Source organism: Brevundimonas sp. EAKA (genome assembly GCF_000698025.1).
Lineage (GTDB): Bacteria > Pseudomonadota > Alphaproteobacteria > Caulobacterales > Caulobacteraceae > Brevundimonas > Brevundimonas mediterranea_A.
The window spans coordinates 1-23,257 of the sequence record NZ_JMQR01000032.1 but is presented as its reverse complement, the minus strand read 5'-3'; the positions used below and the strand labels follow the sequence as shown (position 1 = coordinate 23,257).

At 67.8% G+C, this 23,257-nt stretch carries 21 protein-coding genes; 2 read left to right on the top strand and 19 right to left on the bottom strand.

All coding sequences use genetic code 11. The annotated features are described in order from the left end of the window. Positions 1-18: 18 nt before the first annotated feature. Positions 19-198, bottom strand: a complete 180-nt coding sequence (locus ER13_RS06770) for a DUF2256 domain-containing protein (protein WP_035307813.1) — start codon at positions 196-198, stop codon at positions 19-21. Positions 199-436: 238 nt separating this feature from the next. Between ER13_RS06770 and ER13_RS06765 the strand changes: the two genes are divergently transcribed. Continuing rightward, positions 437-700 carry a DUF2798 domain-containing protein gene (locus ER13_RS06765; RefSeq protein ID WP_081836160.1) on the top strand — a complete coding sequence of 88 codons (264 nt, stop codon included), beginning with the start codon at positions 437-439 and terminating at the stop codon, positions 698-700. Between the two features lie 42 nt (positions 701-742). Here the strand turns inward: ER13_RS06765 and rpoD are convergent, their stop codons facing one another. The 5 genes from rpoD to ER13_RS06740 form a co-directional block, all read right to left on the bottom strand. Beyond that, positions 743-2,689 (bottom strand): RNA polymerase sigma factor RpoD, encoded by a 1,947-nt coding sequence (gene rpoD / locus ER13_RS06760; protein WP_035307793.1) that lies wholly within the window; start codon positions 2,687-2,689, stop codon positions 743-745. 398 nt (positions 2,690-3,087) lie between these two features. Then, positions 3,088-3,483: a type II toxin-antitoxin system VapC family toxin gene (locus tag ER13_RS06755; protein WP_197019741.1), complete on the bottom strand. Its 396-nt coding sequence runs from the start codon at positions 3,481-3,483 to the stop codon at positions 3,088-3,090. Positions 3,484-3,491: 8 nt separating this feature from the next. Then, entirely contained in the window at positions 3,492-3,737 is a 246-nt protein-coding gene (locus ER13_RS06750; protein ID WP_035307791.1) for a hypothetical protein, read from the bottom strand. A gap of 45 nt (positions 3,738-3,782) precedes the next feature. Beyond that, positions 3,783-5,657, bottom strand: a complete 1,875-nt coding sequence (dnaG, locus tag ER13_RS06745) for a DNA primase (RefSeq protein WP_155988120.1) — start codon at positions 5,655-5,657, stop codon at positions 3,783-3,785. 270 nt (positions 5,658-5,927) lie between these two features. Further along, a complete protein-coding gene (locus ER13_RS06740; RefSeq protein WP_035307789.1) occupies positions 5,928-6,764 on the bottom strand; it encodes an LD-carboxypeptidase in 837 nt (278 codons plus the stop codon). Positions 6,765-6,834: 70 nt separating this feature from the next. Here ER13_RS06740 and murC point away from each other — a divergent pair, with 70 nt between their 5' ends. Next, positions 6,835-8,244, top strand: coding sequence for a UDP-N-acetylmuramate--L-alanine ligase (gene murC / locus ER13_RS06735; protein WP_035307787.1), 1,410 nt, complete (start codon positions 6,835-6,837; stop codon positions 8,242-8,244). Here the strand turns inward: murC and ER13_RS06730 are convergent. The 13 genes from ER13_RS06730 to ER13_RS06670 all read right to left on the bottom strand — a co-directional run bounded on the left by ER13_RS06730 (position 8,226) and on the right by ER13_RS06670 (position 23,126). Further along, the gene (locus ER13_RS06730) at positions 8,226-9,032 is read right to left on the bottom strand and encodes a family 16 glycosylhydrolase (protein ID WP_035307783.1); all 807 of its coding nucleotides are present in this window, start codon (positions 9,030-9,032) and stop codon (positions 8,226-8,228) included. The genes murC and ER13_RS06730 overlap by 19 nt on opposite strands. A gap of 56 nt (positions 9,033-9,088) precedes the next feature. Continuing rightward, positions 9,089-10,450, bottom strand: coding sequence for a sulfite reductase subunit alpha (locus tag ER13_RS06725; protein ID WP_035307781.1), 1,362 nt, complete (start codon positions 10,448-10,450; stop codon positions 9,089-9,091). Continuing rightward, the gene (locus tag ER13_RS06720; protein WP_081836159.1) at positions 10,447-11,556 is read right to left on the bottom strand and encodes an FAD:protein FMN transferase; all 1,110 of its coding nucleotides are present in this window, start codon (positions 11,554-11,556) and stop codon (positions 10,447-10,449) included. The genes ER13_RS06725 and ER13_RS06720 overlap by 4 nt, the downstream gene beginning before the upstream one ends. Positions 11,557-11,565: 9 nt before the next feature. Then, the gene (locus tag ER13_RS06715; RefSeq protein ID WP_035307779.1) at positions 11,566-12,366 is read right to left on the bottom strand and encodes a DUF4198 domain-containing protein; all 801 of its coding nucleotides are present in this window, start codon (positions 12,364-12,366) and stop codon (positions 11,566-11,568) included. Between the two features lie 11 nt (positions 12,367-12,377). Beyond that, on the bottom strand, positions 12,378-12,887 hold the full coding sequence (locus ER13_RS06710; RefSeq protein ID WP_035307776.1) for a DUF2271 domain-containing protein: 510 nt from the start codon (positions 12,885-12,887) through the stop codon (positions 12,378-12,380). 26 nt (positions 12,888-12,913) lie between these two features. After that, entirely contained in the window at positions 12,914-13,594 is a 681-nt protein-coding gene (locus tag ER13_RS06705; RefSeq protein ID WP_197019740.1) for a PepSY-associated TM helix domain-containing protein, read from the bottom strand. Between the two features lie 70 nt (positions 13,595-13,664). Then, a complete protein-coding gene (locus tag ER13_RS06700; protein WP_368664385.1) occupies positions 13,665-15,671 on the bottom strand; it encodes a TonB-dependent receptor in 2,007 nt (668 codons plus the stop codon). 142 nt (positions 15,672-15,813) lie between these two features. Beyond that, complete coding sequence (locus ER13_RS06695) at positions 15,814-16,500, bottom strand: Fe2+-dependent dioxygenase (protein ID WP_035307772.1); 687 nt, start codon at positions 16,498-16,500, stop codon at positions 15,814-15,816. A gap of 79 nt (positions 16,501-16,579) precedes the next feature. Then, on the bottom strand, positions 16,580-18,856 hold the full coding sequence (locus ER13_RS06690) for a TonB-dependent siderophore receptor (RefSeq protein ID WP_035307769.1): 2,277 nt from the start codon (positions 18,854-18,856) through the stop codon (positions 16,580-16,582). Positions 18,857-19,037: 181 nt separating this feature from the next. After that, a complete protein-coding gene (locus ER13_RS06685) occupies positions 19,038-19,823 on the bottom strand; it encodes a peptidase (RefSeq protein ID WP_008262736.1) in 786 nt (261 codons plus the stop codon). 64 nt (positions 19,824-19,887) lie between these two features. Beyond that, the gene (locus tag ER13_RS06680) at positions 19,888-20,727 is read right to left on the bottom strand and encodes a transglutaminase family protein (protein ID WP_035307767.1); all 840 of its coding nucleotides are present in this window, start codon (positions 20,725-20,727) and stop codon (positions 19,888-19,890) included. A gap of 2 nt (positions 20,728-20,729) precedes the next feature. Beyond that, positions 20,730-21,668: an alpha-E domain-containing protein gene (locus tag ER13_RS06675; protein ID WP_008258825.1), complete on the bottom strand. Its 939-nt coding sequence runs from the start codon at positions 21,666-21,668 to the stop codon at positions 20,730-20,732. Between the two features lie 36 nt (positions 21,669-21,704). After that, entirely contained in the window at positions 21,705-23,126 is a 1,422-nt protein-coding gene (locus tag ER13_RS06670) for a circularly permuted type 2 ATP-grasp protein (protein WP_008260423.1), read from the bottom strand. Positions 23,127-23,257 lie beyond the last annotated feature (131 nt).

The following is a 23,257-nucleotide window of genomic DNA, read 5'->3' as shown; positions in this document are numbered from 1 at the left end:
CACGAGGCGGAGAGCCGTCTATCGCCGTTCCGGGGCGGCTCCGGCGGCCCGACACCGATCCGAACAGAACCGCACCTGATCCCAGTCCCGCGCCCACTTCCTGCGCCACGCGAACGACAGGCCGCAGGCGACGCAGCGCTTTTGCGGCAGGTCGGCCTTGCCGGGCGCGCAGCCCAGATTGACGTGTTTTCGACCCATCAGACCCCAGACCAGCAATTCAGGACGACGGCAAGTCCGACCTATTCCTGCGCCCCTGGTGGCCGTTCCAGAGAAAGGTCGGGCCTGTTGCGACCACCCCGCAAACTGATATATGCGCCCCGTCGCCCAGGCGATCGTAAGCGTCTCACGTCAGGCAACGCATCCATCCCGGTTTTCGGCCGGGGCCGGACTTTCCGGCGGATGCCCATTGCCGAAGACCAAATTGAGAGACGCACACATGCACCCTCACCCTGCGATCATCCGCTTCCGCCGACTGCCCGCGCGCTATGCGCCGGTCATCATGCCCCTGATCCTGTCACTGTTCATGACTTTCGTGGTCTCGGCCATCGCCACGGCGCGCAATCTGGGCTTCGTTCCGGCCTTCCCCTCCGCCTGGATGCAGGCTTGGGGCCTGTCTTGGCTGATCGCCTTCCCAGTGCTGCTGCTGATCCTGCCGCTGGTTCGGCGCATCGTCGGCTTGGTCGTCGAAACGCCCAGCTGACGGCAAAAGGGGCGGCCCTTTCGGCGCCGCCCCTGCTCGTCTTCAACTGTCCAGGAAGGACCGCAGCTTCCGCGACCGGCTGGGGTGTTTCAGCTTGCGCAGCGCCTTGGCCTCGATCTGACGGATCCGCTCGCGCGTCACCGAGAACTGCTGGCCGACTTCCTCCAGCGTGTGGTCGGTGTTCATGCCGATGCCGAAGCGCATCCGCAGGACCCGTTCCTCGCGCGGCGTCAGCGACGCCAGCACGCGGGTGGTGGTCTCGCGCAGGTTCGACTGGATGGCGGCGTCGATGGGCAGGACGGCGTTCTTGTCCTCGATGAAGTCGCCCAGATGGCTGTCTTCCTCGTCCCCGATGGGGGTTTCCAGCGAGATCGGCTCCTTGGCGATCTTCAGGACCTTGCGCACCTTCTCCAGCGGCATGGCCAGCTTCTCGGCCAGTTCTTCCGGGGTCGGCTCGCGGCCGATCTCGTGCAGCATCTGGCGCGAGGTGCGGACGATCTTGTTGATCGTCTCGATCATGTGGACCGGGATCCGGATGGTCCGCGCCTGGTCGGCGATGGAGCGCGTGATCGCCTGACGGATCCACCAGGTGGCGTAGGTCGAGAACTTGTAGCCGCGGCGGTACTCGAACTTGTCGACGGCCTTCATCAGGCCGATGTTGCCCTCCTGGATCAGGTCCAGGAACTGCAGGCCGCGGTTGGTGTATTTCTTGGCGATGGAGATCACGAGGCGCAGGTTGGCCTCGACCATTTCCTTCTTGGCTTGCCGTGCTTCGCGCTCGCCCTTTTGCACCGTCTGGACGATGCGGCGATAGTCGTCGATCGGCAACCCGGCTTCCAGGGCCACGGCGGCGACGTCGGCGCGGATGGTGGAGATCTGGCTGGCTTCGTTGTCGCTGAACTTGGTCCAGCGCACGCCCTGTTCCTTGATCCGCTCGGTCCAGGTCGGGTCCAGTTCGGCGCCGAAATAGGCCTTCAGGAATTCGGGACGCGAGATGCCGTAGCTGTCGGCCAGGCGCAGCAGGCGCCCTTCCAGACCGATCAGGCGTTTGTTGATCGCATAGAGCTGCTCGACCAGGGCCTCGATACGGTTGTTGTTCAGCTTCATCGTCTTCAGACGATCCGAGATGGATTTCGTCAGCGTCTGATAGGCCTTGGAGTCCTTGGCGCTCAGCACCTCGCCCTTCAGGCGGGTCTGGACCAGCTTGTCCTGCAGCCCCCGGAACTCGCTGAAGTCGGCGGCGATGAGGTTCAGCACCTCCATCACCCCGTCGCGCAGCTCGGCTTCCAGCGCCGACACGGACATGCCGCCGCCGTCGTCGAAGTCGTCGTCATCGTCGTCGTCGGACTCAGGCTTTTCTTCAGCGGCCGGCTTTTCTTCAGCCTCTTCTTCCTCTTCCGCCTCGGGCTGGACGGCGCCGGGCAGGGACGAGGGGTTCAGCACGCCGTAGGTGGCGTCAAGGTCGATGACCTCGCGCAGCAGGATGCGGTTGTTCTCAAGCTCGTCGCGCCACACCATGATGGCCTCGAAGGTCAGGGCGCTTTCGCACAGACCCGAGATCATGGCGTCGCGACCGGCCTCGATCCGCTTGGCGATGGCGATTTCGCCCTCGCGGCTCAGCAGTTCGACCGAGCCCATTTCGCGCAGATACATCCGCACGGGGTCGTCGGTGCGGTCATAGGCGGCCTTGGCGGGCGCCTCGGCGACGGCGGTTCCGGCGGCGGCGGCGACGTCGGTGGACTGCTGCTCCTGCGCGTCCTCTTCGGCCTCGACGACGTTGACGCCCATTTCGGACAGCATGGCCAGGGTGTCTTCAATGGCGTCCGGCGTGACTTCCTCGGACGGCAGGACCTTATTCAGCTCCTCCATCGTCACATAGCCGCGCGCCTTGGCCTGTTTGATGAATTTCTTGACGCCGGCGTCAGTCAGATCGAGCAGGGGGCCGTCGGTCGTAACCTCGGCGTCCTGCGTCTCGGTCTGTGCGTTCATAGTCAGTTCGTCTCCGGCCGGAGGGGGTGATCAATCCACCCCGGCGAAAAATACAATGCCTGGCGAGGCGTAAGGTTACGCGCCCACTCTGTCTTCCCAAGTCGTTCCGGCTTTGATCGCATGGCGAAGCATGTTCCGCGCGGCCTTCCGCCGACGAAACGCTCCATCCTCGCCCGGGGCGCATCACGCGCCTGGGCTGAGGCGCCCGCCAACCCATCCAAACCAGGAGGTTGGAACGTCGAACGCCTGCGACCATCGGACCCTTGCCTCGGCGAGGGGCGCATTTGCGGCCAGGAATGGCGCGTCGGGCTTTGCCGCCGCCTTCTCGACCTCGCGCACTAAGGCATCATGATCCGATTGCGCCAGATGGCGTCGCGCGCCCGCAGAGTCAAGGCCGCCTAACCAGGACGTAGCCAGTTCTCAACCCGCAGTCCGGGCACACGCGAGAATTCACGTTCATTGTCGGTGACGAGGATACAGTCCAGCGCCAGGGCGTGGGCGGCGATCAGCAGATCGTTGGCTCCTATGAGTCGGCCTCGCCTCTGCAGGTCGGCGCGGATGTCGCCGTAGATGTAGTCGGCGGGCGCTTCCCACGCCCTGATGGACAGACCCGAAAGCACGGTCTCGAGTTGCGCGGCGATCCGGAGAGAACCGGACTTGGCGACGCCAAACCGCAACTCCGCAACGACGATCAGACTGATACAGACATCGCCCGTAGCGACCATCGCCATGCGCTGTCCGACCGGGCCGAGCGGATCGTACATCAGATCCGACACCGCATTGGTGTCCAGCATATAGCCGCTCAAAGATCGACCGGTTCTGGAGGGGGGTCATCGAAGGGAGCGAGCCGTTCGTCGATAGGCTCCATGGTCGCCAGAACAGCCAGCAGTTTTTCGACCGACCCCATCCGCGGCCCCGCCCGTTCGATGATCAGCCGCTCACCCTCCTGACGCACCACGGCGTCCGCCGGAACGGCGACGCCGCTCGGCAGGTGGACGACCTGATGATCGCCCTCGCGCGTGATCCTGACAGGCTGGGAACCATCCATGGCGCGAGACTACTCCAGATCGTGAAGCCCGCCAATCGGCGCGGATCAGATCAGGGTGGTCCAGAAGTCCGGCGCCGCGAACGAACGGGTGATGGCGTCGCGTTCGGCCTTCAGCCGCACCAGGGCGTCGATGCCCGTGCCCTGGCCCATGTCCTGTTTGGCGGTTTCGATGGCGCGGGACAGGGCGGCCAGATGGGTCATCAGGCCGAACACCTTCAGCCAGTGAGCCCGCGATGCCGCCACGGTCAGATCCGACGACAGGAAGGAGGCGCCCGACTTGGACGCCGCCTTCTCGATCTCCTTCAGCAGGGGCTCGAAGCCGGAATCGCGCAGTCGATGCCGCACCACGGCCGCATCGGACGCCTGACCGGACAGGCGCAACCGCACAAGTTCCTGGGCCAGCCCCTCCAGCGCGGCGTCGCCGAAGCCCTGGACGCTGACCTCTTCCAGATGGTCGTCCAGCCGCTCGATATCATCAATGGCGGCATAGGCCAGGGCGGCCGCCACCGGGCTGACGGCGCGGAACAGGGACTGCATCGCCTGCGCCCCCTCGACCGTCTGTCCCAGTTTCGGCGGCGGCCCGAACCGGCCCCGCCCCTGCCCCGGCGTCCAGGGCGCACGCTGGGGGGCGCGCGGAAACAGGGCGTCGAACCGGTCGAACAGGTCACGGCGATACTGTTCCGCCAGGTCCTTGTCCTGAATGGCCGAAGCGGCGGTCCGCAGCCGCGCCTTGAAGCCGGCCTTGCGCTCCGGCGTATCCAGCGGCTCGACGTCCTGCTCGCGGCGGAACAGCACCTCGGCGAAGCCGTGGGTGTCGGCCAGGGCCTGGCGCAGGGCGGGCGCCCCCTTGTCGCGCAGGATGTCGTCGGGATCCTGTCCCCCGCTCAGCAGCGAGAAGCGGAACGACCGCCCCGCCTTCAGCAGCGGCAGCGACCGTTCGATGGCGCGATAGGCCGCCCGCAGCCCCGCCGCATCGCCGTCGAAACACAGCACCGGCTCATGGCTGACCCGCCACAGCCGCTCCATCTGTTCTTCGGTCAGGGCCGTGCCCATCGGCGCCACGGCCGGCAGGCCCGCGCGCTGGCAGGCGATGACGTCCATATAGCCTTCGACCACGATGATGGCCTGGTCGTTCCGGCTCTCCGCCCCCAGGATCCGCCGCGCCTCGGGCAGGCCATAGAGGGTGGCCCCCTTGTGAAACAGCGGGCTCTCGGGACCGTTCAGATATTTGGCCCGGTCGTCGGGGTTCATGGCCCGGCCGCCGAAGCTGACGATCCGGCCGCGCGCGTCCAGGATGGGGAACATCAGCCGGTCGCGGAACCGGTCATAGGGCTGCCCTCCGCTTTCCGGCGAGATCAGCAAGCCGGCCTCGACCAGCTCGGCCGGTCGCGCCCCGCGCTGGACCAGGGCCTGTTTCAGCCCTTCGCGGTCATTGGGCGCATAGCCCAGGCCGAACCGCTCCCACTGATCCTCGGGCAGGCCGCGTTTCTCAAGATAGTCGCGCGCCGCCTTGCCCGGCGTGCGCCGCAGATTGGCGGCGAACCACTTCTGGGCCAGGTCCATCCACTCGGACAGGCCCAGGCGCTTCTGTTCGCGCTCGGCCTCCTTGGGGTCTTCGGCCGGCAGTTGCATGCCCGCCTCGCCGGCCAGCCGCTGCACCGCCTCGACGAAGCTGAGTCGCTCGGTCTCCTGCAGGAAGGAGATGATGTCGCCGTGTTTGCCGGACGAGAAGTCGTGGAAGAAGCCCTTGTCGTCATTGACGAAGAAGGACGGCGACTTCTCCTTCGAAAAGGGCGACAGGCCGACATATTCCCGCCCCTGCCGCTTGAGCTTCACCGTCCGTCCGATCACGTCGGACGGCCGAAGGCGGGCCTTCAGTTCATCGATGAATCTTTCGTCGAAACGCACCGGGCGATCCATAAGCCTTGCGGCGCTTCACGTCGATGATCGGGCACGTCGATGATCGGAGAACGATCAGGCGGTTCGTCCGGGCATCCCCCGAGGTCCGAACGAACCGCCGCATCGCAGAAGGCGTAAACCGCAGCGTCCCCCAACGCCTTGGCTTAACGAAGTCCTAACGCCTCGCGGACCTGCATCTGACGTGCAGACGCAGGACGTGTCGAGAGGGCGTCAGGCGCGGGCCGGCAGATCAAGGCGAGACTGTGTCTTTTGCGTCTCGGGCGGTTCGCCTCAGCCGCGACCGAAGGGCGCTACCTTGTTGGCGTCGTCGTGCCCGATATCGGCCGGTCCCAGGAATTCTATGCCGGATCTCAGGCACCAGTATCGAACAATCTCCTCCGGAGTCTGTCCGAAATCGGGATCGTTTGGCGTGACATCGGAAACACGTCCTAGGCGAATTCCGGCAACACGTCGGATCGACTCCTGCCCCGTCAAGTGAAACATCATCCGGTCGATCCGATAGGCGGCCTCCGACACCTCCTCCAGCATCAGGACGTGGCCCGACAGATCGGGCTCCAGCGCCGTGCCGACCAGTTGGTCCAGGATGGTCAGGTTGAAGGCGACGGCGGGTCGCGGATCGATCGCCAGCGAGGGTTCGATCCAGTCGGTGCGTCCGGTCGTCAGCCAGGCCAGGGCGCCGCGCGCCGCCTCGTCGCGGCGCACCGCATCCGAGGCCATCGGGCCGTGGGCCAGATGTTCGAACCCGGCCCTGTACATTCCGGCCAGCAGGCTTCCTGCGTCGGAATAGCCCATATAGCGCTTCTTTCGGGCCACGGCGTTCAGGCGCGGAATGACCGACTCGGCGATGCGGCAGGATCCATAGCCGCCCCGCGCGAACCAGATCGCATCAATGCGCGGGTCATTGGCGAACTCGACGAAGGCGTCGGCCCGCGCCCGGTCGTCCCCGGCGAAATGGCCGTGTTTCAGGAAACAGGCGGGGTGGAAAACCACCGCCACATCCCTGTCGGGATGATGCTCGGCCATCCAGGCCTCGACCGCGTCGGCCCGCTCCTTCGAGAAGCGCGAACTGGCGCAGACCACGCCGATCTTGAAGCTGTTGCTGTTCACGTCCGTCTTCTTCGTCGAATATTGCGATCCTGCACTGGCGGACCGGCCCGATCCCCTGTTCTAAGGGGGCATGAACCAAGACGCCTCCTATTTCTTCTGCGGCATCGGCGGGTCGGGCATGCTGCCCCTGGCCCTGATCGTCCAGGCCCAGGGCCACGCCATCGAAGGCTCCGACCGCGCGCTGGACCAGGGCCGCACGCCCGAGAAGTTCGACTGGCTGCGCGCCCATGGCGTGACCCTGCATCCCCAGGACGGTTCCGGCGTGACCCGCGCCGCCCAGACCGTCGTGGCCACCGGTGCAATTGAAGACACCGTGCCCGACATCGGCGCCGCCCGCCGCGTCGGCGCCGTCATCAAGACCCGGCCCCAGCTGCTGAGCCAGTTGTTCAACGCCGCCCCGACCTCGGTCGGCGTCGCGGGCACCAGCGGCAAGTCCACCATCACCGGCATGATCGCCTGGATTCTGAGCCAGGCCGAACGCAACCCCACCGTCGTCAATGGGGCGGTGATGAAGAATTTCGCCGACGCCGATCATCCCTTCGCCAGCGCCCTGGTGGGCGGACCGGACCTGTTCGTCGCCGAGGTGGACGAGTCCGACGGCTCCATCGCCGGCTATGACCCCACCGTCGCCGTGGTCTCCAACATCTCGCTGGATCACAAGTCGATGGAGGAGCTGCGCGACCTGTTCGGCGGCTTCACCGGCCGCGCGGCCACGGCGGTTCTGAACCTCGACAATCCCGAGACCGCCGCCCTGGTCCAGACGCTTCCGGCCGGGAAAGCGATCACCTTCGCCCTGGGCGAGGAAAAGGCCGACCTGTCCGCCTACGACCTTCAGCCGATGCCCACGGGCATGAAGTTCCGCCTGATGGAGGGCTGGAGCGAATACGACGTCGTCCTGAACGTCCCCGGCGCCCACAATGTCGCCAATGCGCTTGCGGCCCTGGGTGCGGTCAAGGCGCTGGACGTGCCGACGGGCCAGGCGGTCAAGGCGCTGGAGACCTTCGCCGGCATCCGTCGCCGGATGGAGGTGGTCGGGACGGTGAACGACATCACCGTCATCGACGACTTCGCCCATAACCCGGACAAGATCGCCGCCACGCTCAAGACCCTGCACGCCTTCGACGGCCGCCTGCTGATCCTGTTCCAGCCCCACGGCTTCGGCCCGCTGAAACTGATGCGGCAGGAATTCATCGACGGTTTCGCCGGCCTGATGCGCGAGACCGACGTCCTGTTGATGCCTGAGCCGGTCTACTACGGCGGCACCACCGACCGCAGCGTGGGCTCGGAGGACATCGCCGCCGGAGTCCGCGCCGCCGGCCGTCAGGCACAGGCCCTGCCCACCCGCGCCGACTGCGGCGACCGGATCATCGAGATCGCGCAGCCGGGCGACCGCATCATCGTCATGGGGGCCCGCGACGACACCCTGTCCAGCTTCGCGGTCGACCTGCTGGGCCGACTGGATCAGTCGGCCGGCCGATAGACCCGGACGTAGTCGACCTCCATCCGCTGCGGGAAGACGACGTCATCGACGCCCTCCTCGCCGCCCCAGGTTCCGCCCACGGCGACGTTCAGGATCAGATGGAACGGCTTGTCGAACGGCCAGGTCTCCACATCGCCCGTCTGATCGTTGGCGAAGCGGTGGAAGGGCTGGTCGTCGATCAGGAAGACGATCTCGTCCGGCGTCCAGCGCACCTGATAGCGGTGAAAGGCGTCGCAGGCGTCCGCGACCTGACGCGTCGCCGTGCTCTGTGTGCCCTTCACATGGTTGTAGGCCTCGGTGTGGATCGAGCCGTGCACCACGCCGGGGCGATGGCCGACGTGCTCCATGATGTCGATTTCGCCGCCGATGGGCCAGCCGACCGCCTTTTCGGGCAACATCCAGATGGCCGGCCAACTGCCGCGTCCGCAAGGGATCTTGGCGCGCGTCTCGATGAAACCGCGTGACCAGGCGGAGGTCGAGATCATCCGCGCCGAGGTGTAGGCCTGTCCGCCCCAGTCGGCCGGGGGCGGGTTGAGGGTCTCTCGCCGCGCCTCGATGATCAGGACGCCATCCTCGATCCGGGCGTTCTCGGGCCGCGCGGCGGAATAGTACTGCAGTTCCTCGTTGTACCAGCCGGTCTTGTTGGCCTGGGTGTCGTATCGCCACTTCGAGGCGTCGGGCAGGCCGTCGCCAGCGAATTCGTCGGACCAGGTCAGGGCGTACCCAGCCGGAGCGGCGGGCGTTTGCGGCAGGGTCGAAATCGCCGCCGCCAGCAGCATGGAAATCATCGGTTCCTCCCTTTCGTCGCCCTATTGATGGCAGGAAGGCCCGGCGGGCGGCAGCCCTAATAGACGTCGCGGCGGTAACGACCGGTTTCGAGCAGGTCCAGCAGAGCCTCGGCGCCCAAGGCGGTCTCCAGCGCCGCATGAACGCCTGCGGCCATGCCCTCCAGACTGCCGCAGACATGGATGGTGGCGCCGCGACCGATCCAGTCGCGCAGTTCGTCCGCCGCCCCGGCGACCAGATCCTGCACATAGCGGCCGTCGCCCGCATCGCGCGAGAAGGCGCGATCCAGCCGACGCAGCACACCCGACTCCAGCCATCCCTGAAGCTCAGCGTCGAAGAAGGCGTCGTGCGCCCGCGTCCGCTCGCCGAACAACAGCCAGGCCCCGCCCCCGGCCGGGCTCCGCGCCTTCAGATGCGCCCGCAATCCCGCGATTCCCGTGCCGTTGCCGATCAGGATCATCGGCGTCTCGTCCGCCGGCCCGTGAAAGCTGCGGTTGGTCCTCAGCCGCATGCCGATCTCGTCGCCGACCGCCAGATCCTGGGTCAGCCAGCCGGACGCCAGACCCGGCGTTCCGTCGGGGTGACGCATCAGGCGGATCAGGCATTCGACCCGTCCGTCAGACGACAGGGAGGCGATGGAATATTCGCGCGCGCCGGGCGTGGCCCCGTCGCGTTCCGGCAGGCCGACCTCGGCGATATCGCCCGCCGCCCAGTCCGGCGCAGACCCGACCGGTTCGAACGCGAGGTGATAGGCCGGCCCGCCCGGACTGCCCGGATTGACCAGGGTCCGCTCGACCAGCCGCCACGGATAGAAGACCGCCGGCGCCCAGTCGGGCGCCGCGAGACGGCCGGTGATCTGGTTCAACTGGTGCTGCCAGCGGCGGATGGCCCCGGCCTCGCCGTTGTCGACCTCGACCAGGTCGAACAGGGGTTCGGCGCCCGACCGTCGCAGCCAGCCGTCCACCGCATGGCCGAAGCCGCAGAACTGGTCGTAGCTGCGGTCGCCCAGGGCCAGCAGGCCGAAGCGCAGGCCCGCCAGATCCGCCCCCTGCCCCATGGTCTTGCGCACAAACCGCGCCGCCGCGTCGGGCGGATCGCCCTCGCCCGTCGTGGACACGATCAGCAAGGCCCGGCCTGCGGCCTTCAGCGTCGCGCTGTCCAGATCGGCGAAGGACAAAACCCGCGCCCCCACCCCGCCGTCCTGCAGGGCCCTGGCCGTCATCCAGGCCAGTTGCTCGGCGAAACCCGTCTGGCTGGCGAAGGCGACCAGCACGCTCTCGCCGACTCCGGCCATGGCGTCCGATTGGGCGCGCGCCGCCGCCTTCGCCCGGCGTTCGCGCCAGACGATGAAGCCGGTCAGGACCAACCACAGGGCCGTCGCTCCGGCGGCCCACAGCCAACGCGCCGGCTCGTGCGTCACCCCGGCCCCTCCAGGGCGGGGTCGTCCATCATGGCGGCGAAGGCGGGCGTCATCCGTTCGACCAGGCCACGCTCGGTCCGCTCGACGAAATGGGCGGCCAGGCCGATCGCCTCGGCATAGTCGGGCCCCTCGAACGGCCCCATGACCGTCAGGGCCGTGGCGTAGGCGTCGGCCTTCATGGCCGAGGCGTGCAGCACCGTCACCGACGCCAGGGCGTTGCTCACCGGCCGCCCGGTCGATCCGTCCAGCGTATGCGGATACCGGCGGCCGTTATGTTCGAAGGCGCGGCGATAGTCGCCGCTGGTCGCCATGGCCATGTCGTACAGGGCCGCCACGGTGCGCGGCGCCGGCGATCCTGCGACCCGCTCGATCTCGACCCACCAGGGCTGGGCGTCGGGCTTGACGCCGCGCCCCTTCAACTCGCCGCCGATCTCCACCAGGTGCGAGGTCGCCCCCATGGCCGTCAACCGGTCCGAGACCCGGTCCACCGCATGCCCCTTGGCGATGCCGGAGACGTCCAGCCTCATGCCGCCCAGCTGCATGACCGCGCGCGCCTCGCGGTTCAGCCGCAGCTTTTGCCAACCGGACAATTTCAGCGCCGCCTCGACCTCTTCGTCCGAGGGCACGGGCAGCAGGGGCGAACGCGGTCCGGGCGGGCCGAATCCCCACAGGTCGACCAGGGCGCCCAGGGTCGGATCGACCGCGCCGTTCGTCTCGTCGCCCAGGTCCATGGCGGCGTCCAGAAGGTCCCAGAAGGGCTGGGACACCGCCCACACGCCTTCGGGAGCGGCGTTGAAGCGGCTGATCTCGCTGGACGGCTCCCACGGGCTGAAGACGGCGATCACCGCCGCCAGTTCTTCCTCCACGGCCGCCTGGACCGCCGTCTCGCTCAGGCCCGGCGGGCCGATCACCCGCGCGCTCCAGGTCGTTCCCATGGTCGGGCCGCCCAGCGACAGGATGCGGTCGCCGGGCGGACGGGGCGGAACCCCGTCCATCGGCGGTATCAGCACCCGGTTGTCGGCCCGATCCGCAAGCGGAACCGGGTCGCCGAGCGTGACCGTGGGCGGGGCGGCGCGGGATCCGCGCGAGAAGGGAGTGTCGGACATGCCCGTGGCTTAGGGCAGGACTTCCATCACCGCCACATAGCTGGCGTTCGAGCCCAGCGCCTCGCCCTGGGCCGGCGCGCGGACCGAGGCGTTCAGCCAGTACAGGCCGGCTTCCGGCCAGGTGACGGTGAAGGCGCCGTCGGCGCCGGTCTTGACCGTCATCTCCTCGGGATTGTCGCGATAGCGCAGGCCGCCACGCGCGATGGTCACGTCCAGATCGGCGGCCGGCTGGCCGTCCTTGACCAGTTTGAAGGTCGCGGACTCGCCGGCGGCCAGGTCGTTGGGATGGGTCACCGGCACCAGTTCCAGACCCTCGCCCGTCGTCTTGAACACGGTCTCGGTCGGGTTGTTCAGGGTGACGAAGGTTTCGATCCGGCTGGCGGTGCGGGTCGCCTGCACCTCGGTCGCGCCTGCGGGCAGAGCGGCCGGATATTCCGCCGCCGAACCGCGCCAGCGCTTCTGCTCGCCGTCCAGCTTGTAGCTGGCCATGACGCCGCCCATGACGTTGGCGACCTTGTAGGTGCCGTTCTGCGTCAGATGGACGTCGAAGGTGGTGCGGTACTGGCCCTGCATCAGGTGTTCGGGCTGAACGGCCGAGCCGTCCGGCGCCGTCACCACCAGACCGCCCATCCGCATGGCGGCATGGTCGGGGATGAAGACCCCGTTCGACATGCCGGCGTCGAATCCGACCCAGGCGTCATTGCCCGACAGGCTGGTCGAGGTCGGCGCCATCCAGGCGCGGTGGGCCTGGGCGGCCATCGGGGCCGCCAGGGCGGCGGCGAAGGCCAGAAGCGTGATCGTCTTTTTCATGGGTCTGTTCCTCAGCGAGAGACGGTGACGCGCACGGCGCCCAGTTCGGTGGAGCCGGAAGCATTGGCGGTATTGGCGCCGCCCCAGCGGAAGGGCACGCGCACGACCTCGCGGCCGCCCAGTTCGCGGGCCGCCTCGACAACGACGGTGTACTGGCCCGGCTGCAGGCCGCGCAGGCGGGCGGCGGGCACGATGATGGTCTGGCGACCCGGCGCGCGGGTGGCGCCCGAAACGCCGTCGGCCGGCAGGCTCATGGCCCGGCCGCCCTTGCGCCACCAGGTGCGCAGATCCTTCAGCCAGTCCTTGCCGTCGCCCTCGTTGTTGCGGGTCTGCTGGTACCAGACCGCCAGGGTCTGGACCGCCGTCTGGTCCGGTCGTTCGATCCACACCGCCACATAGGGCCGATGATAGGAGGCGGTGTTCAGCCGCGGCACATCGACCGTGACCGACAGGTCCGCAGCCAGGGCGGGCGCGGCGGCGGCCAGGCCGACGGTGGTGACGACGATGGGGAGAAGGCGCATCCGGGACACTCTCAGCGAAGTTCAGCTCAATGAATGAAGATCAGGGCGATGACGACGGGCACGAGCAGCCCCAGGGCCGCCAGCGGCCAGGTGGAGGGCCGCCCCTTGGCGTGCAGCCACATCAGCCCCAGCCCCGTCAGGGCGAAGATCAGGCAGGCGACGGCGAAGACGTCGATGAACCAGAACCAGACCGCCCCGGCGTTGCGCCCCTTGTGCAGGTCGTTGAGGTAGGCGATCCATCCCCGCGTCGTCGTCTCGTGCAGCACATCACCCGTTGAACGGTCGATGGTCACCCATCCGTCGCCGCCGGGCGTGGGCAGGGCCACATAGATTTCCTCGGCCGTGGTTTCGGTCGGCTTGCCGGCGATCTCGGCCTTCAGCGTCTGCGCCGACCAGCGCGCCACGGCGTCGGGGACGGGATCGGTCGTCTCCTCGGGGAAGTCGGCCAGACGCGCCGCCAGGGGCGCCGGAAGGGCCGCCGTCTGTTCGACCGTCACCGGATCGGCGGGGATCGAGGCCGCGTGGTTCAGGGTGACGCCGGTGATCGCGAACAGGATCAGTCCGACCAGACTGACCGCCGCCGAAATCCAGTGCCAGGAATGCAGCTGTTTCAGCCAGAAGGACCGCGCGCCGTTCAGCGCCGCCTTCGGCTTCTTCGAGTCCTTGGCGGGGAGCTCGGCCTGAGGGTGTGCGGCGCGTTCGGTCACAAGGTGGCTGTGCCACTGTTGCGAACCGTTTTCAATAGCAGTCCGTGCGACGATTTCGCCGCAGAGAGCGTCAGTAGCTGAATCTCACCCCGGCCCGCACCGTGCGCGGCGGGGCGTAGCCGGCGACGTCGGTCCCGGTCATCGACACCTCGACCTCTTCATCAAAGGCGTTGTCCAGGGCGGCCCAGACCATGACGCCTTCGCGCGCCAGCCACTCCGCCCGGGCGTCCAGGGTCACGGCGGGGTCCAGGGTCCGGCTGTTCAGGTCATCGTCGAACCGCGCCGATTCATACCGCGCCGCCAGGCCCAGGGTCAGGCGCTGCGTCGCCCGCCAGTCCAGGCCCGCTGTCGCGCTCCACTCCGGCGCCTGGGCCGGACGCAGGCCGGTCAGCTGCGGCGCCGCCGTCCCGCCGTCCACCTCGGCGTCGGTCCAGGACAGGGCCGCGTTCAGCGACAGGGCCTCGGTCGCCTGGATGGACCCGTTCAGCTCTACGCCCCAGGCCTCGATGGTCCCGGCGTTCTGACGCTGGCGCAGCACCCCGCCGGCGGGCACGAAGCCCGCGCGGGGGAAGGTCCCCGGCCCCTCGCCGATCGTGACGTTGACGATGGCGTTCTCGATCTCGTTCCAGAAGACCGTCGCCCCCCAGGCGATCCCGTCCCGGTCATAGGCCAGACCCGTCTCGATCCCGCGCAGGGTCTCGGGCTCCAGCGCCGAATTGGCTTCGGTGATGTCGTTGCCGACCCGGAAGGGCCGGTGCAGTTCGTTCAGCGTCGCGGGCCGGAAACCGGAATAGGCCGCCGCGCGCCAGGCGTAGCCCGCGCCCAGCAGCCGGCTCAGATCGCGTCGCGCCGCCAGACGGGCGCTGAACACCTCGCCCGACCGGTCCTCGTCCGTCTCGTCCAGGATCGAGACGCCGGTCGCCAGGGTGTATTCGTAGCGGAAGCCCGCCTCGTTCTTCCACTGGTCGTAACGCAGCCCGCCCGCGATCAACCAGTCCCCGCCGGTCCACGACCCGTCCACATAGGCCCCGGCCACCGACGTCTCGCCGCCCGCCCGGCGGCCCCGGGCGAAGCCCGCGCCGGTGGGATTGCTGAAGAATTCGTTGGTCGCACCCTCGTTGAACCGAGCGTCGGCGCCGACCTCCCATTCCAGCCGGCCGCCGGCGAAATCGGCGGTGCGGCGGCGCAGGGCCGCATTCAGCCCCCAGCCCGTCGCAGGGGTCTTGTACTGACTATTGGCCGGCGTCGTGGTCGACCGGTCCGCCGCCACCGAGGCCGAACTGTTGGCGAAATTGCTCTCGATCCGCCAGGCCTGCAGCCGCCAGCCGTATCCGTCGACGGGCGGCGCCTTGGCCGCCGTGGCGCTCAGGCTGTGGCCGCTGGCGTTGGACCGGGCGTTCAGCAGGCCGGAGCCGCGATCCTCCTCCCAGGTCGCCGCCCGCAGCGACAGGTTCGCCCCGTCCAGGTTCAGTCCGTCCAGCGGCGCATCGACCCGCAGGGCCGCGCTGCGGCTGTCCAGGTCCAGCGGCCTATCCGCCGCCCCCGCCGCCGGCCCGCGCACCGGCGTATAGCCGTCGCTGGTCTCGTACAGACCCGACAAGGTCACGCCGAACAGGCCCATCCGGGTCGAGCCGGAGCCCGCGACCCTGGCCCCGCCGCGCTCGGCGGCCGAGGCGTCCAGCACACCGCCGCTGTCCCGTTCCGTCAGGCCGATGACCCCGGTCAGGGCGCCGGCGCCATAGGGCCCGGCCCCCGCGCCGCGCACCACATCCACCCGCTCCAGCGATTCCGGCGCGACCTGGGACCAGATCACCCAGCCTCCGAACGGATCGTTCAGCGGAACCCCGTCCAGCGTCACCAGGGTCCGCCCCGCGCCCGACGGCGCGATGGCCCTCAGCGAAATCCCCTGGGTCGTCGGATTGGCGGCCAGGCTGGAGGTGCGGCGGAACAGGGACACGGCCGGCACGGTCCGCAGCGCCTCGTCCAGCCGGGCGGATCGCTCCAGCACCCTCTGGTCCAGCCGCACCACCGAAAAGGCGGCGTCGGCGGCGGCGGGCGGCAGACGGGCGGCCGTCACCGTGATTTCAGACAATTGAGCGGGCGGTGCGGGGGGCGTGTCTTGGAACATCCCGGTCACAATAGACCAGCCCCGCCTTGGTTCACGGCTGCGACCTTATAACTCCGATTGCGGCCCCGAGGTCACAGGGACCGGGCCGGCGTCAAACCTCGGACCAGCGCCGCAGCAGGTTGTGATAGACGCCGGTCAGTTCGATCACCGCCTGATCCTTCGGCCCCTTCTCCGTCGCCACCCGCTGGGTCGCCACGTCCAGGCGGAACAGCATCTCCCGATCGCCGTCGTCGCGGATCAGGCTCTGCATCCACATGAAGGACGAGACCCGCGCCCCGCGCGTCACCGGCATGACCTTGTGCAGGCTCTTGGACGGATACAGCACCAGGTCCCCGGCCGGCAGCTTGACCGACTGCGGCCCGTACATCTCCTCGATGATCAGCTCCCCGCCGTCGTAGTCCTCGGGTTCGGACAGGAACAGGGTCGCCGACAGGTCGCTGCGGATCCGGATCGAACCGCCGCCGCGCTGCTGGCGGATGGCGTTGTCCACGTGCAGCCCGAACTCGCCCCCGCCCTCATAGCGGTTGAACAGGGGCGGAAAGATCGTGTGCGGCAGGGCGGCGGCCACGAACATCGGATTGGCGTTCAGCGCCTGGACGATCAGGGCCGAGACCTCCTTCGCCACGTCCGAGTCTTCCGGCAGTTGCTGGTTCCGCTTCGCCGTCGCCGACTGGTGGCCCGAAGTCATATTGCCGTCGGCCCAGGGGCCGGCGTCCAGCCGCTCGCGCAGGGCCTTCACTTCGGCCTTGGAAAAGACTTCGGGGATCTGGAGCAGCACGGTCGGGTCTCGCTCGAAAAGAAAAGACGGCCCCGCCGGAAGGACGGGGCCGCCAGATATAGGCCGGGGATCGTGGCCTTTAGAAGCGCAGGTTCAGCGCCAGGATCGCCTGCCGCCCCGGAGCGGGGTCGGCATGGTGAACCCCGTTGGTCCGCATGATGTATTCCTCGTCCGTGGCGTTCTTGACGTTCAGCTGCAGGCTGGCGCGATCGGTCACGTCATAGGAGGCGAACAGGTCCAGGCGGGTGTAGCTGGGCGCATAGACGGCGGCCGAACCGCCGCCGGCCCCGCCCTGGTTCCCGCCGAACCGGTCGTCCACATAATAGACACCGCCGCCCAGGCTCAGCTTGGGCATGACGCGATAGGTGGTGAACAGGCTGAAGCTGTTCTTGGGCGTATTGGCCAGCGGATCGCCGAGGTTGACGTTGCCATAGGCGCCCTTGACTAATTCGGAGTCCATGTAGGTGTAACCGCCGAAGACCGTCCAAGCCTGGGTTATGCTGCCCGAGAAGCCGAGTTCAAGACCCTTGACCTCGGTCTCGCCCGCCTGGCCGTAATCGCCATTTTCCAGCAGGATCTGCGCGTTCTTGCGCGTCGTCTGGAACAGGGCGCCGCTGAGGGTCAGCCGCTGGCCGAACAGTTCGGCCTTGGCGCCGACCTCATAGTTCTCGGTGTCTTCCGGATCGAGGAGCTGGCCCGACAGATTGCCGCTGCCCTCGCCGCCGCTCGCGCCGTTCTGGTCGCCGCCGGACACGGTGGGCGGCGTCGAGGAGGTGGCGTAGGACGCATAGACGCTGGTGTTGGAGGTAGGCTTGTACACCAGGCCGACCTGATAGTTGACGAAGTCCCATTCGCCCTCGTGGAAGGTCGGCGTGGCGGCGCCGCGGGCGATGGACGTGCCTTCGGTCTCGTAACGGTCGTAGCGCAGGCCCAGGTTCAGCAACCACTTCGGCCCGAAGGCGATGGAGTCGGCGCCATAGACGCCCCAGCTGGTCGTGTTGGAATGGGTCTCGGCGCCCCGTGTGATCGAACCGGCCCAGGGGTCGTTCGGATTGGGATCATAGACCTGGGTGCAGTCGAAGCCCCCGATGGCGGTCGGACAGGCCGAGCCGCTGGTGGTCGTGACCGTGTAGCTGGCGTTCCGGTTGATCTCGCGGCTGTATTCCACGCCCAGGTCGAAATCATGCTTCAGCGCCCCCGTGGTGAAGCTGCCGTACAGGTCCGTGACATTGGCGAAGGTCTCGGCCGGGTTCCAGCGCGACTTGGTGCCCCGCTTCATCCACCAGGTGTCGCCGACCAGAACCGCCGTACCGCCGTCGCCCGGATTGGTGACGACATAGTCGTTCAGCGTCTCGGAATAGCGGGTCAGGTTGCGCAGGGTCAGGGTGTCGCTGAACTTGTGCTCCAGCTTGACCGTCACGCTGTCGACCTCGTTGCGCATGTAGTCGCGCGCCTTCAGGCCGTAGAAGGTGTCGTAGGGCACGTTCAGGATCCGGCTGTCCGTCGTCTTGATCGCCCAGTTGTTGTCCAGCTTTCGGTCCAGCGGAATGCCGTAGTCCGGCATCGAGTCGGCGGTCAGGTGGTAGTAGTTGATCGTGGCCGAGGTGTCGGTTCCCAGGCCGACGCCCAGGGCCATGGCCAGGCCGTACTTCTCGAAGTCCACCGCGTCCCGGCCCGGGACATCGCCCTCGGTCGCCATCAGGTTCAGACGGAAGGCGCTGGTGTCGTTCAGGCGCCAGTTGCCGTCCACGGTGGCGCGGTAATAGCTGTCCGTGCCGGCGCCGAGGCTGGCGCTGACGGCGTCGGCCAGGCGCGGCTGCTTGGAGCTGAGATTGATGCTGCCGCCGCCCGAGCCGCGACCCGAATAGACGGAATCGGCGCCCTTGATGACCTCGACCTGCTCCAGGTCGAAGACCTCGCGCTGCTGGCCGCCCGCGTCGCGCACGCCGTCGACGAAGATGTTGTTGCCCGACGACTGGCCCCGGATGAAGGGCCGGTCGGCCAGCGGCTGGCCGCCTTCGCCCGCGCCGAAGGTGATGCCGGGGGAGTTGCGCAGCAGGTCTTCCAGAGAGGTCGCCGCCGTCTGGGTGATGACCTGTTCCGGGATGATCGTCACCGAGCGGGGCGTGTCCAGCAGGGGCGCCACGAACTCGGGGCTTTCCGGCTGACGCTTCTTCAGTTGGCCGTTGACGTCGATCGTGCCGAGATTGGCCGGCTGCTGTTGCTGATCGGCGGTGACGATCACGCCGCCCTCGGACGTTACATCGGCGGCCAGGGCCGGCGCGGCGACCAGCAGGCCGGCGGCGCTGGAGGCGAACAGAAGCGATCGGAGCGCGGCGGCGCGGGACTCGGACATATTGAGGCGACCTTTTGGCCTGATTTTGCGATGCGGTCGCAATAGCCAGCTTAACAAGTTCGCACAAGAGGAATTGCGACTTAATCGCAGACGCACGGTTGCCTTGACGGGTGCGCGCTCTGGCGGTGGTCGTCTCACCCTCCGCGAGACGGCCTGAGACGGCGGCGGGACCGCCCCTGGCTCAGATGACGATGCTCATGTTCCGCATCGGCGGCGACAGGTCGAGATCCAGCCAGGTGGGATCGGGCATGGCCTTGTGGGCCGAGGCCAGGGCTTCCGACCAGCGCCGGCCCAGGTCGCGGAAATAGGGATCGTCCACGTCGATCCGGCGCTCCATCCCCGTCAGGTGGTCGCGGGGAATGACGATCAGGTCCAGCGGCGGCCCCACGGCGATGTTCGAGCGAATCGTCGAATCGAACGAGATCAGCCCCAGTTTGACCGCCTCGGACAGGGGGGTGGAACTGTGCAGCGCGCGATCCAGGATCGGCTTGCCGTACTTCAACTCACCGATCTGCAGATAGGGGGTGTCCGGCCCGCATTCGATGAAGTTGCCCTGCCCGTAGATCAGATACAGACCCATTTTTCCGCCGGCGATCTGGCCGCCCAGCAGCATGGAGGCGTTGACGTTCAGGGCGTCGGCGGTCGGCGAGGCGGGCGTGTTGATGGTGGCCCGCACCATGGCCAGGGCATGACCCAGGATCTGGGCGGCGCGGAACAGGGTCGGGGCGGTCTCCAGCGTCTCCAGCGCGGTCGAGTCGGGCAGTTTCACCCCCTCCGCCACCATGGCCAAGGCCGTCTGGGTGACCGACAGATTCCCGGCCGTCGCCACCGCCAGGATCCGCTCGCCGGTGGTCTTGAAGATATGCAGCTTGCGATAGGACGAGATGTTGTCCACGCCCGCATTGGTGCGGGTGTCGGCGATCATCGCCAACCCCTCGTCCACCAACATGCCCACGCAATAGGTCACTTCGCTCTATCCGCTCCCGGTTCCGCGAATCGTTCGACGCTAGCAGATTCCCCGGCCATGGCGATCAGGACCATCCCCTGGATTGATGTTGCTGCTGACTCTGTTGCACAGGCCGCACATGCAGGGCGACCGTCAGCGTCCCGATCCCGCCGCCGTAGCTGGTGCCCCGGATCGGCGTCGCGCCCAGGGCGTCCAGGCCCGTGGCGATGCGGACATAGTTGTCGGTCGGACAGATTCCGTTGGCCGCATCGAACCCGACCCAGCCCAGCCCCTCGATCCAGGCCTCGGCCCAGGCGTGGGCGGCGTCCTGGTCATGCTGTCCGTCCGAGCGGTTCAGATGGCCCGAGACATAGCGGGCCGGCACGCCCAGCGTCCGGGCGCAGGCGATGAAGATCTGCGCGTGGTCCTGGCAGACGCCGCGCCGGATGGCGAAGGCCTCGGCCGCCGTATGGGTCGCGGACGTGGCGCCGACCTCGAAGGCCACCCCGCCGTGGATCGCCCCCATCAGCCGGTGCATCCGCTCCAGCGGCGCGCCCTCGCTGATCTCCCTGGCGAAATCGACTAGGGCCGCGTCCGCCTCGGTCAGGCGGGTGTCGCGCAGATAGACGCCGGGCTGCAGCCGCTCGTTCTGGCCCCGGATCACCCCGCCGGTGTCCATGGTCGAAACCTCGCCCGTCACCCGGATGGTCAGGGCGTCGGTCGGGCGCTCGGTATAGAGGCTGTGAACGATATTGCCGAAGGCGTCCTCGCTGCGTCGCAGCCGCGCATCCACGTCGGTCTCGATGCGCCATTCGCGCACCTGCTGGCTCTCGCAGGACCGAGGCGTCAGCCGCAGCATCTGCACGATGAACCGCGCCGGCCGGGCGTAGGCGTAGCGGGTGGAGTGGTCGATCCGTATCCGCATGGTCAGACCAGATACTGTTCTTGGATGGCGGCGGCCAGGGCGTTGTTCTGGTTCAGGAAACCCTGGATGTATTCGTGCAGGCCCGACTGGAAGATGTCCTCGATCTTGGCCTCGTTGAACTGGGTCAGACGGTTGGACGCCAGCCGCTGCGCCGGTCCACGCCGGCCGTAATCGGTGGCCAGCTTCTCCAGATAGCTGACGATCATTCCCTGGCAGCTGGCCAGCGAGCGCGGCATCTGCCGATTCAGCACCAGCAGGTCCGCCACCAGCCAGGGCCGCACGCTCTCGCGGTAGACCCAGCGATAGGCGGTCAGGGCCGAGACCTCGCGCAACAGGGTGGTCCACTGGAAATAGTCCAGCTGTCCGCCCACCCGTTCGCCGGGCGGCAGCAGCAGATGGTATTTCACGTCCAGCAGGCGGGCGGTGTTGTCGGCCCGCTCGATCGCCATGCCCAGCCGCAGGAACCAGTAGGCGTCGTTGCGCAACATGGTCCGCGACGAGGCCCCTTCCACCGCCAGCGACGTCGACTTCACGAAGTCGAGGAAGTTGGTGAAATCATCCCTCTTGGTCGGCTCGCCCAGTTCGTTCAGCCCGTTCCAGGCGCCGTTGATCGCCTCCCACAGCTCGATGGTCAGGGCCGTTCGCACCGAACGGGCGTTGGTCCGCGCCTTGGTGATACAGGCCTTGATCGAGGTCGAGTTGTCGTAGCCGAAGGCCAGATATTCCCGGACCGACTTCTCCGAGATGGTCCGGCCCGAGGCGTCGAAGCCGCTCTTGACCCCCGACGAGGCGATGGCGCCGGCCCAGGCCGTGACCGTGGCCTGGTCCTTGGCCGGCAGGGCGGCCAGGCGAATGGCGGCCTCCAGGATGCGCGCGAGAAAGTCCGCCCGCTCCATATAGCGGCCGGTCCAGTACAGGCTGTCTGCGGTGCGTGAGAGCATCTATTCCTCCCCCGATGGGGGAGGATTTTCGTCCGCTTATACATCCAGCACCCAGGTGTCCTTGGTTCCGCCGCCCTGGCTGGAGTTGACCACCAGCGACCCCTCCTTCAGCGCCACCCGCGTCAGCCCGCCGGGCGCGACCCGCACCCCCGCCGGACTGGACAGGACGAACGGCCGCAGATCGACGTGGCGCGGCGACAGGGCGCCGCCGTTCAGGGTCGGGGCGGTCGACAGGCTCAGCGTCGGCTGGGCGATGAAGTCGTCGGGATCGGCGATCAGCTTGGCGCGGAAGGCCTCGATCTCGGCCTTGGTCGAGGTCGGCCCCACCAGCATGCCGTAACCGCCCGAGCCGCCGACCTCCTTGACCACCAGTTCCGGCAGCTTCTCCAACACCTCATTCAGCGCGTCCGCCTCGCGACAGCGCCAGGTCGGCACATTCTTCAGGATCGCGTCCTCGCCGGTGAAGAAGCGGATGATCTCGGGCATATAGGTATAGACGGCCTTGTCGTCGGCCACCCCCGTCCCGACCGCATTGGCCAGGGTCACCCGCCCGGCGAAATAGGCCGACATCAGCCCCGGCACCCCGACCGCCGAATCCGGCATGAAGGTCAGGGGGTCGATGAAGTCGTCGTCGATGCGGCGATAGATGACGTCGACCCGTTTGGGCCCCTCGGTCGTGCGCATATAGACGGTGTCGTCGTTGACGAAGAGATCCCCACCCTCGACCAGTTCGACCCCCAGTTTGTCGGCCAGGAAACTGTGCTCGTAATAGGCCGAGTTGAACGGCCCAGGCGTCAGCACCACGATGGTCGGATCTTCGCCCGCCCCCGACGGCGCAGAGGCCTGGAGCGACCGCAACAGCATGTCGGTATAGATCTCGACCGGCCGCACCGCATGTTCGGCGAATAGGTCGGGGAACAGCCGCATCATCATCTCGCGGTTCTCCAGCATATAGGAGACCCCGGACGGCGTACGGACATTGTCCTCCAGCACATAGAAGCCGTCCTCGCCCGTGCGAACCAGATCGACCCCGGCGATATGGCACCAGACGTCGCCCGGCGGCCGGCGGCCCTGCATCTCGGGCCGATAGTGTGGATTGGTCAGGATCAGGTCGGCGGGCACGATCCCGGCGCGGATACAGTCCTGCGGCCCGTAGATGTCCTTCAGGAAGGCGTTGATGGCGGTGACCCGCTGCTTCAGCCCCTTCTCCAGCCCGCCCCATTCGTCGGCGCCGATGATGCGCGGGACGACATCGAACGGGATCAGCCGCTCGTTGGATTCCTCGTCGCCATAGACGGCGAAGGTCACGCCCATCCGGCGGAAGAACAGCTCGGCCTGGCGCGAGCGCGCCTGCAGCAGATCCGGCGGGGCGTTTTCCAGCCAGGCCGCCAGGGTCTTGTAGCTGTCGCGGATCGTCCCCGATCCGCCGCCGTTCATTTCGTCGAAAGCTCTCGTCATTCGCCCCCGCCGCGTTGAGTTCGCAGCTTGATCGCTACCCAACGAAAAGCGCAACAGTTTTGTTGCACTGCGGCGACGACGAAGCGGCGGGACGCCTCTCCCTCCCCCTGCGGGGGAGGGGGGCTGAGCCG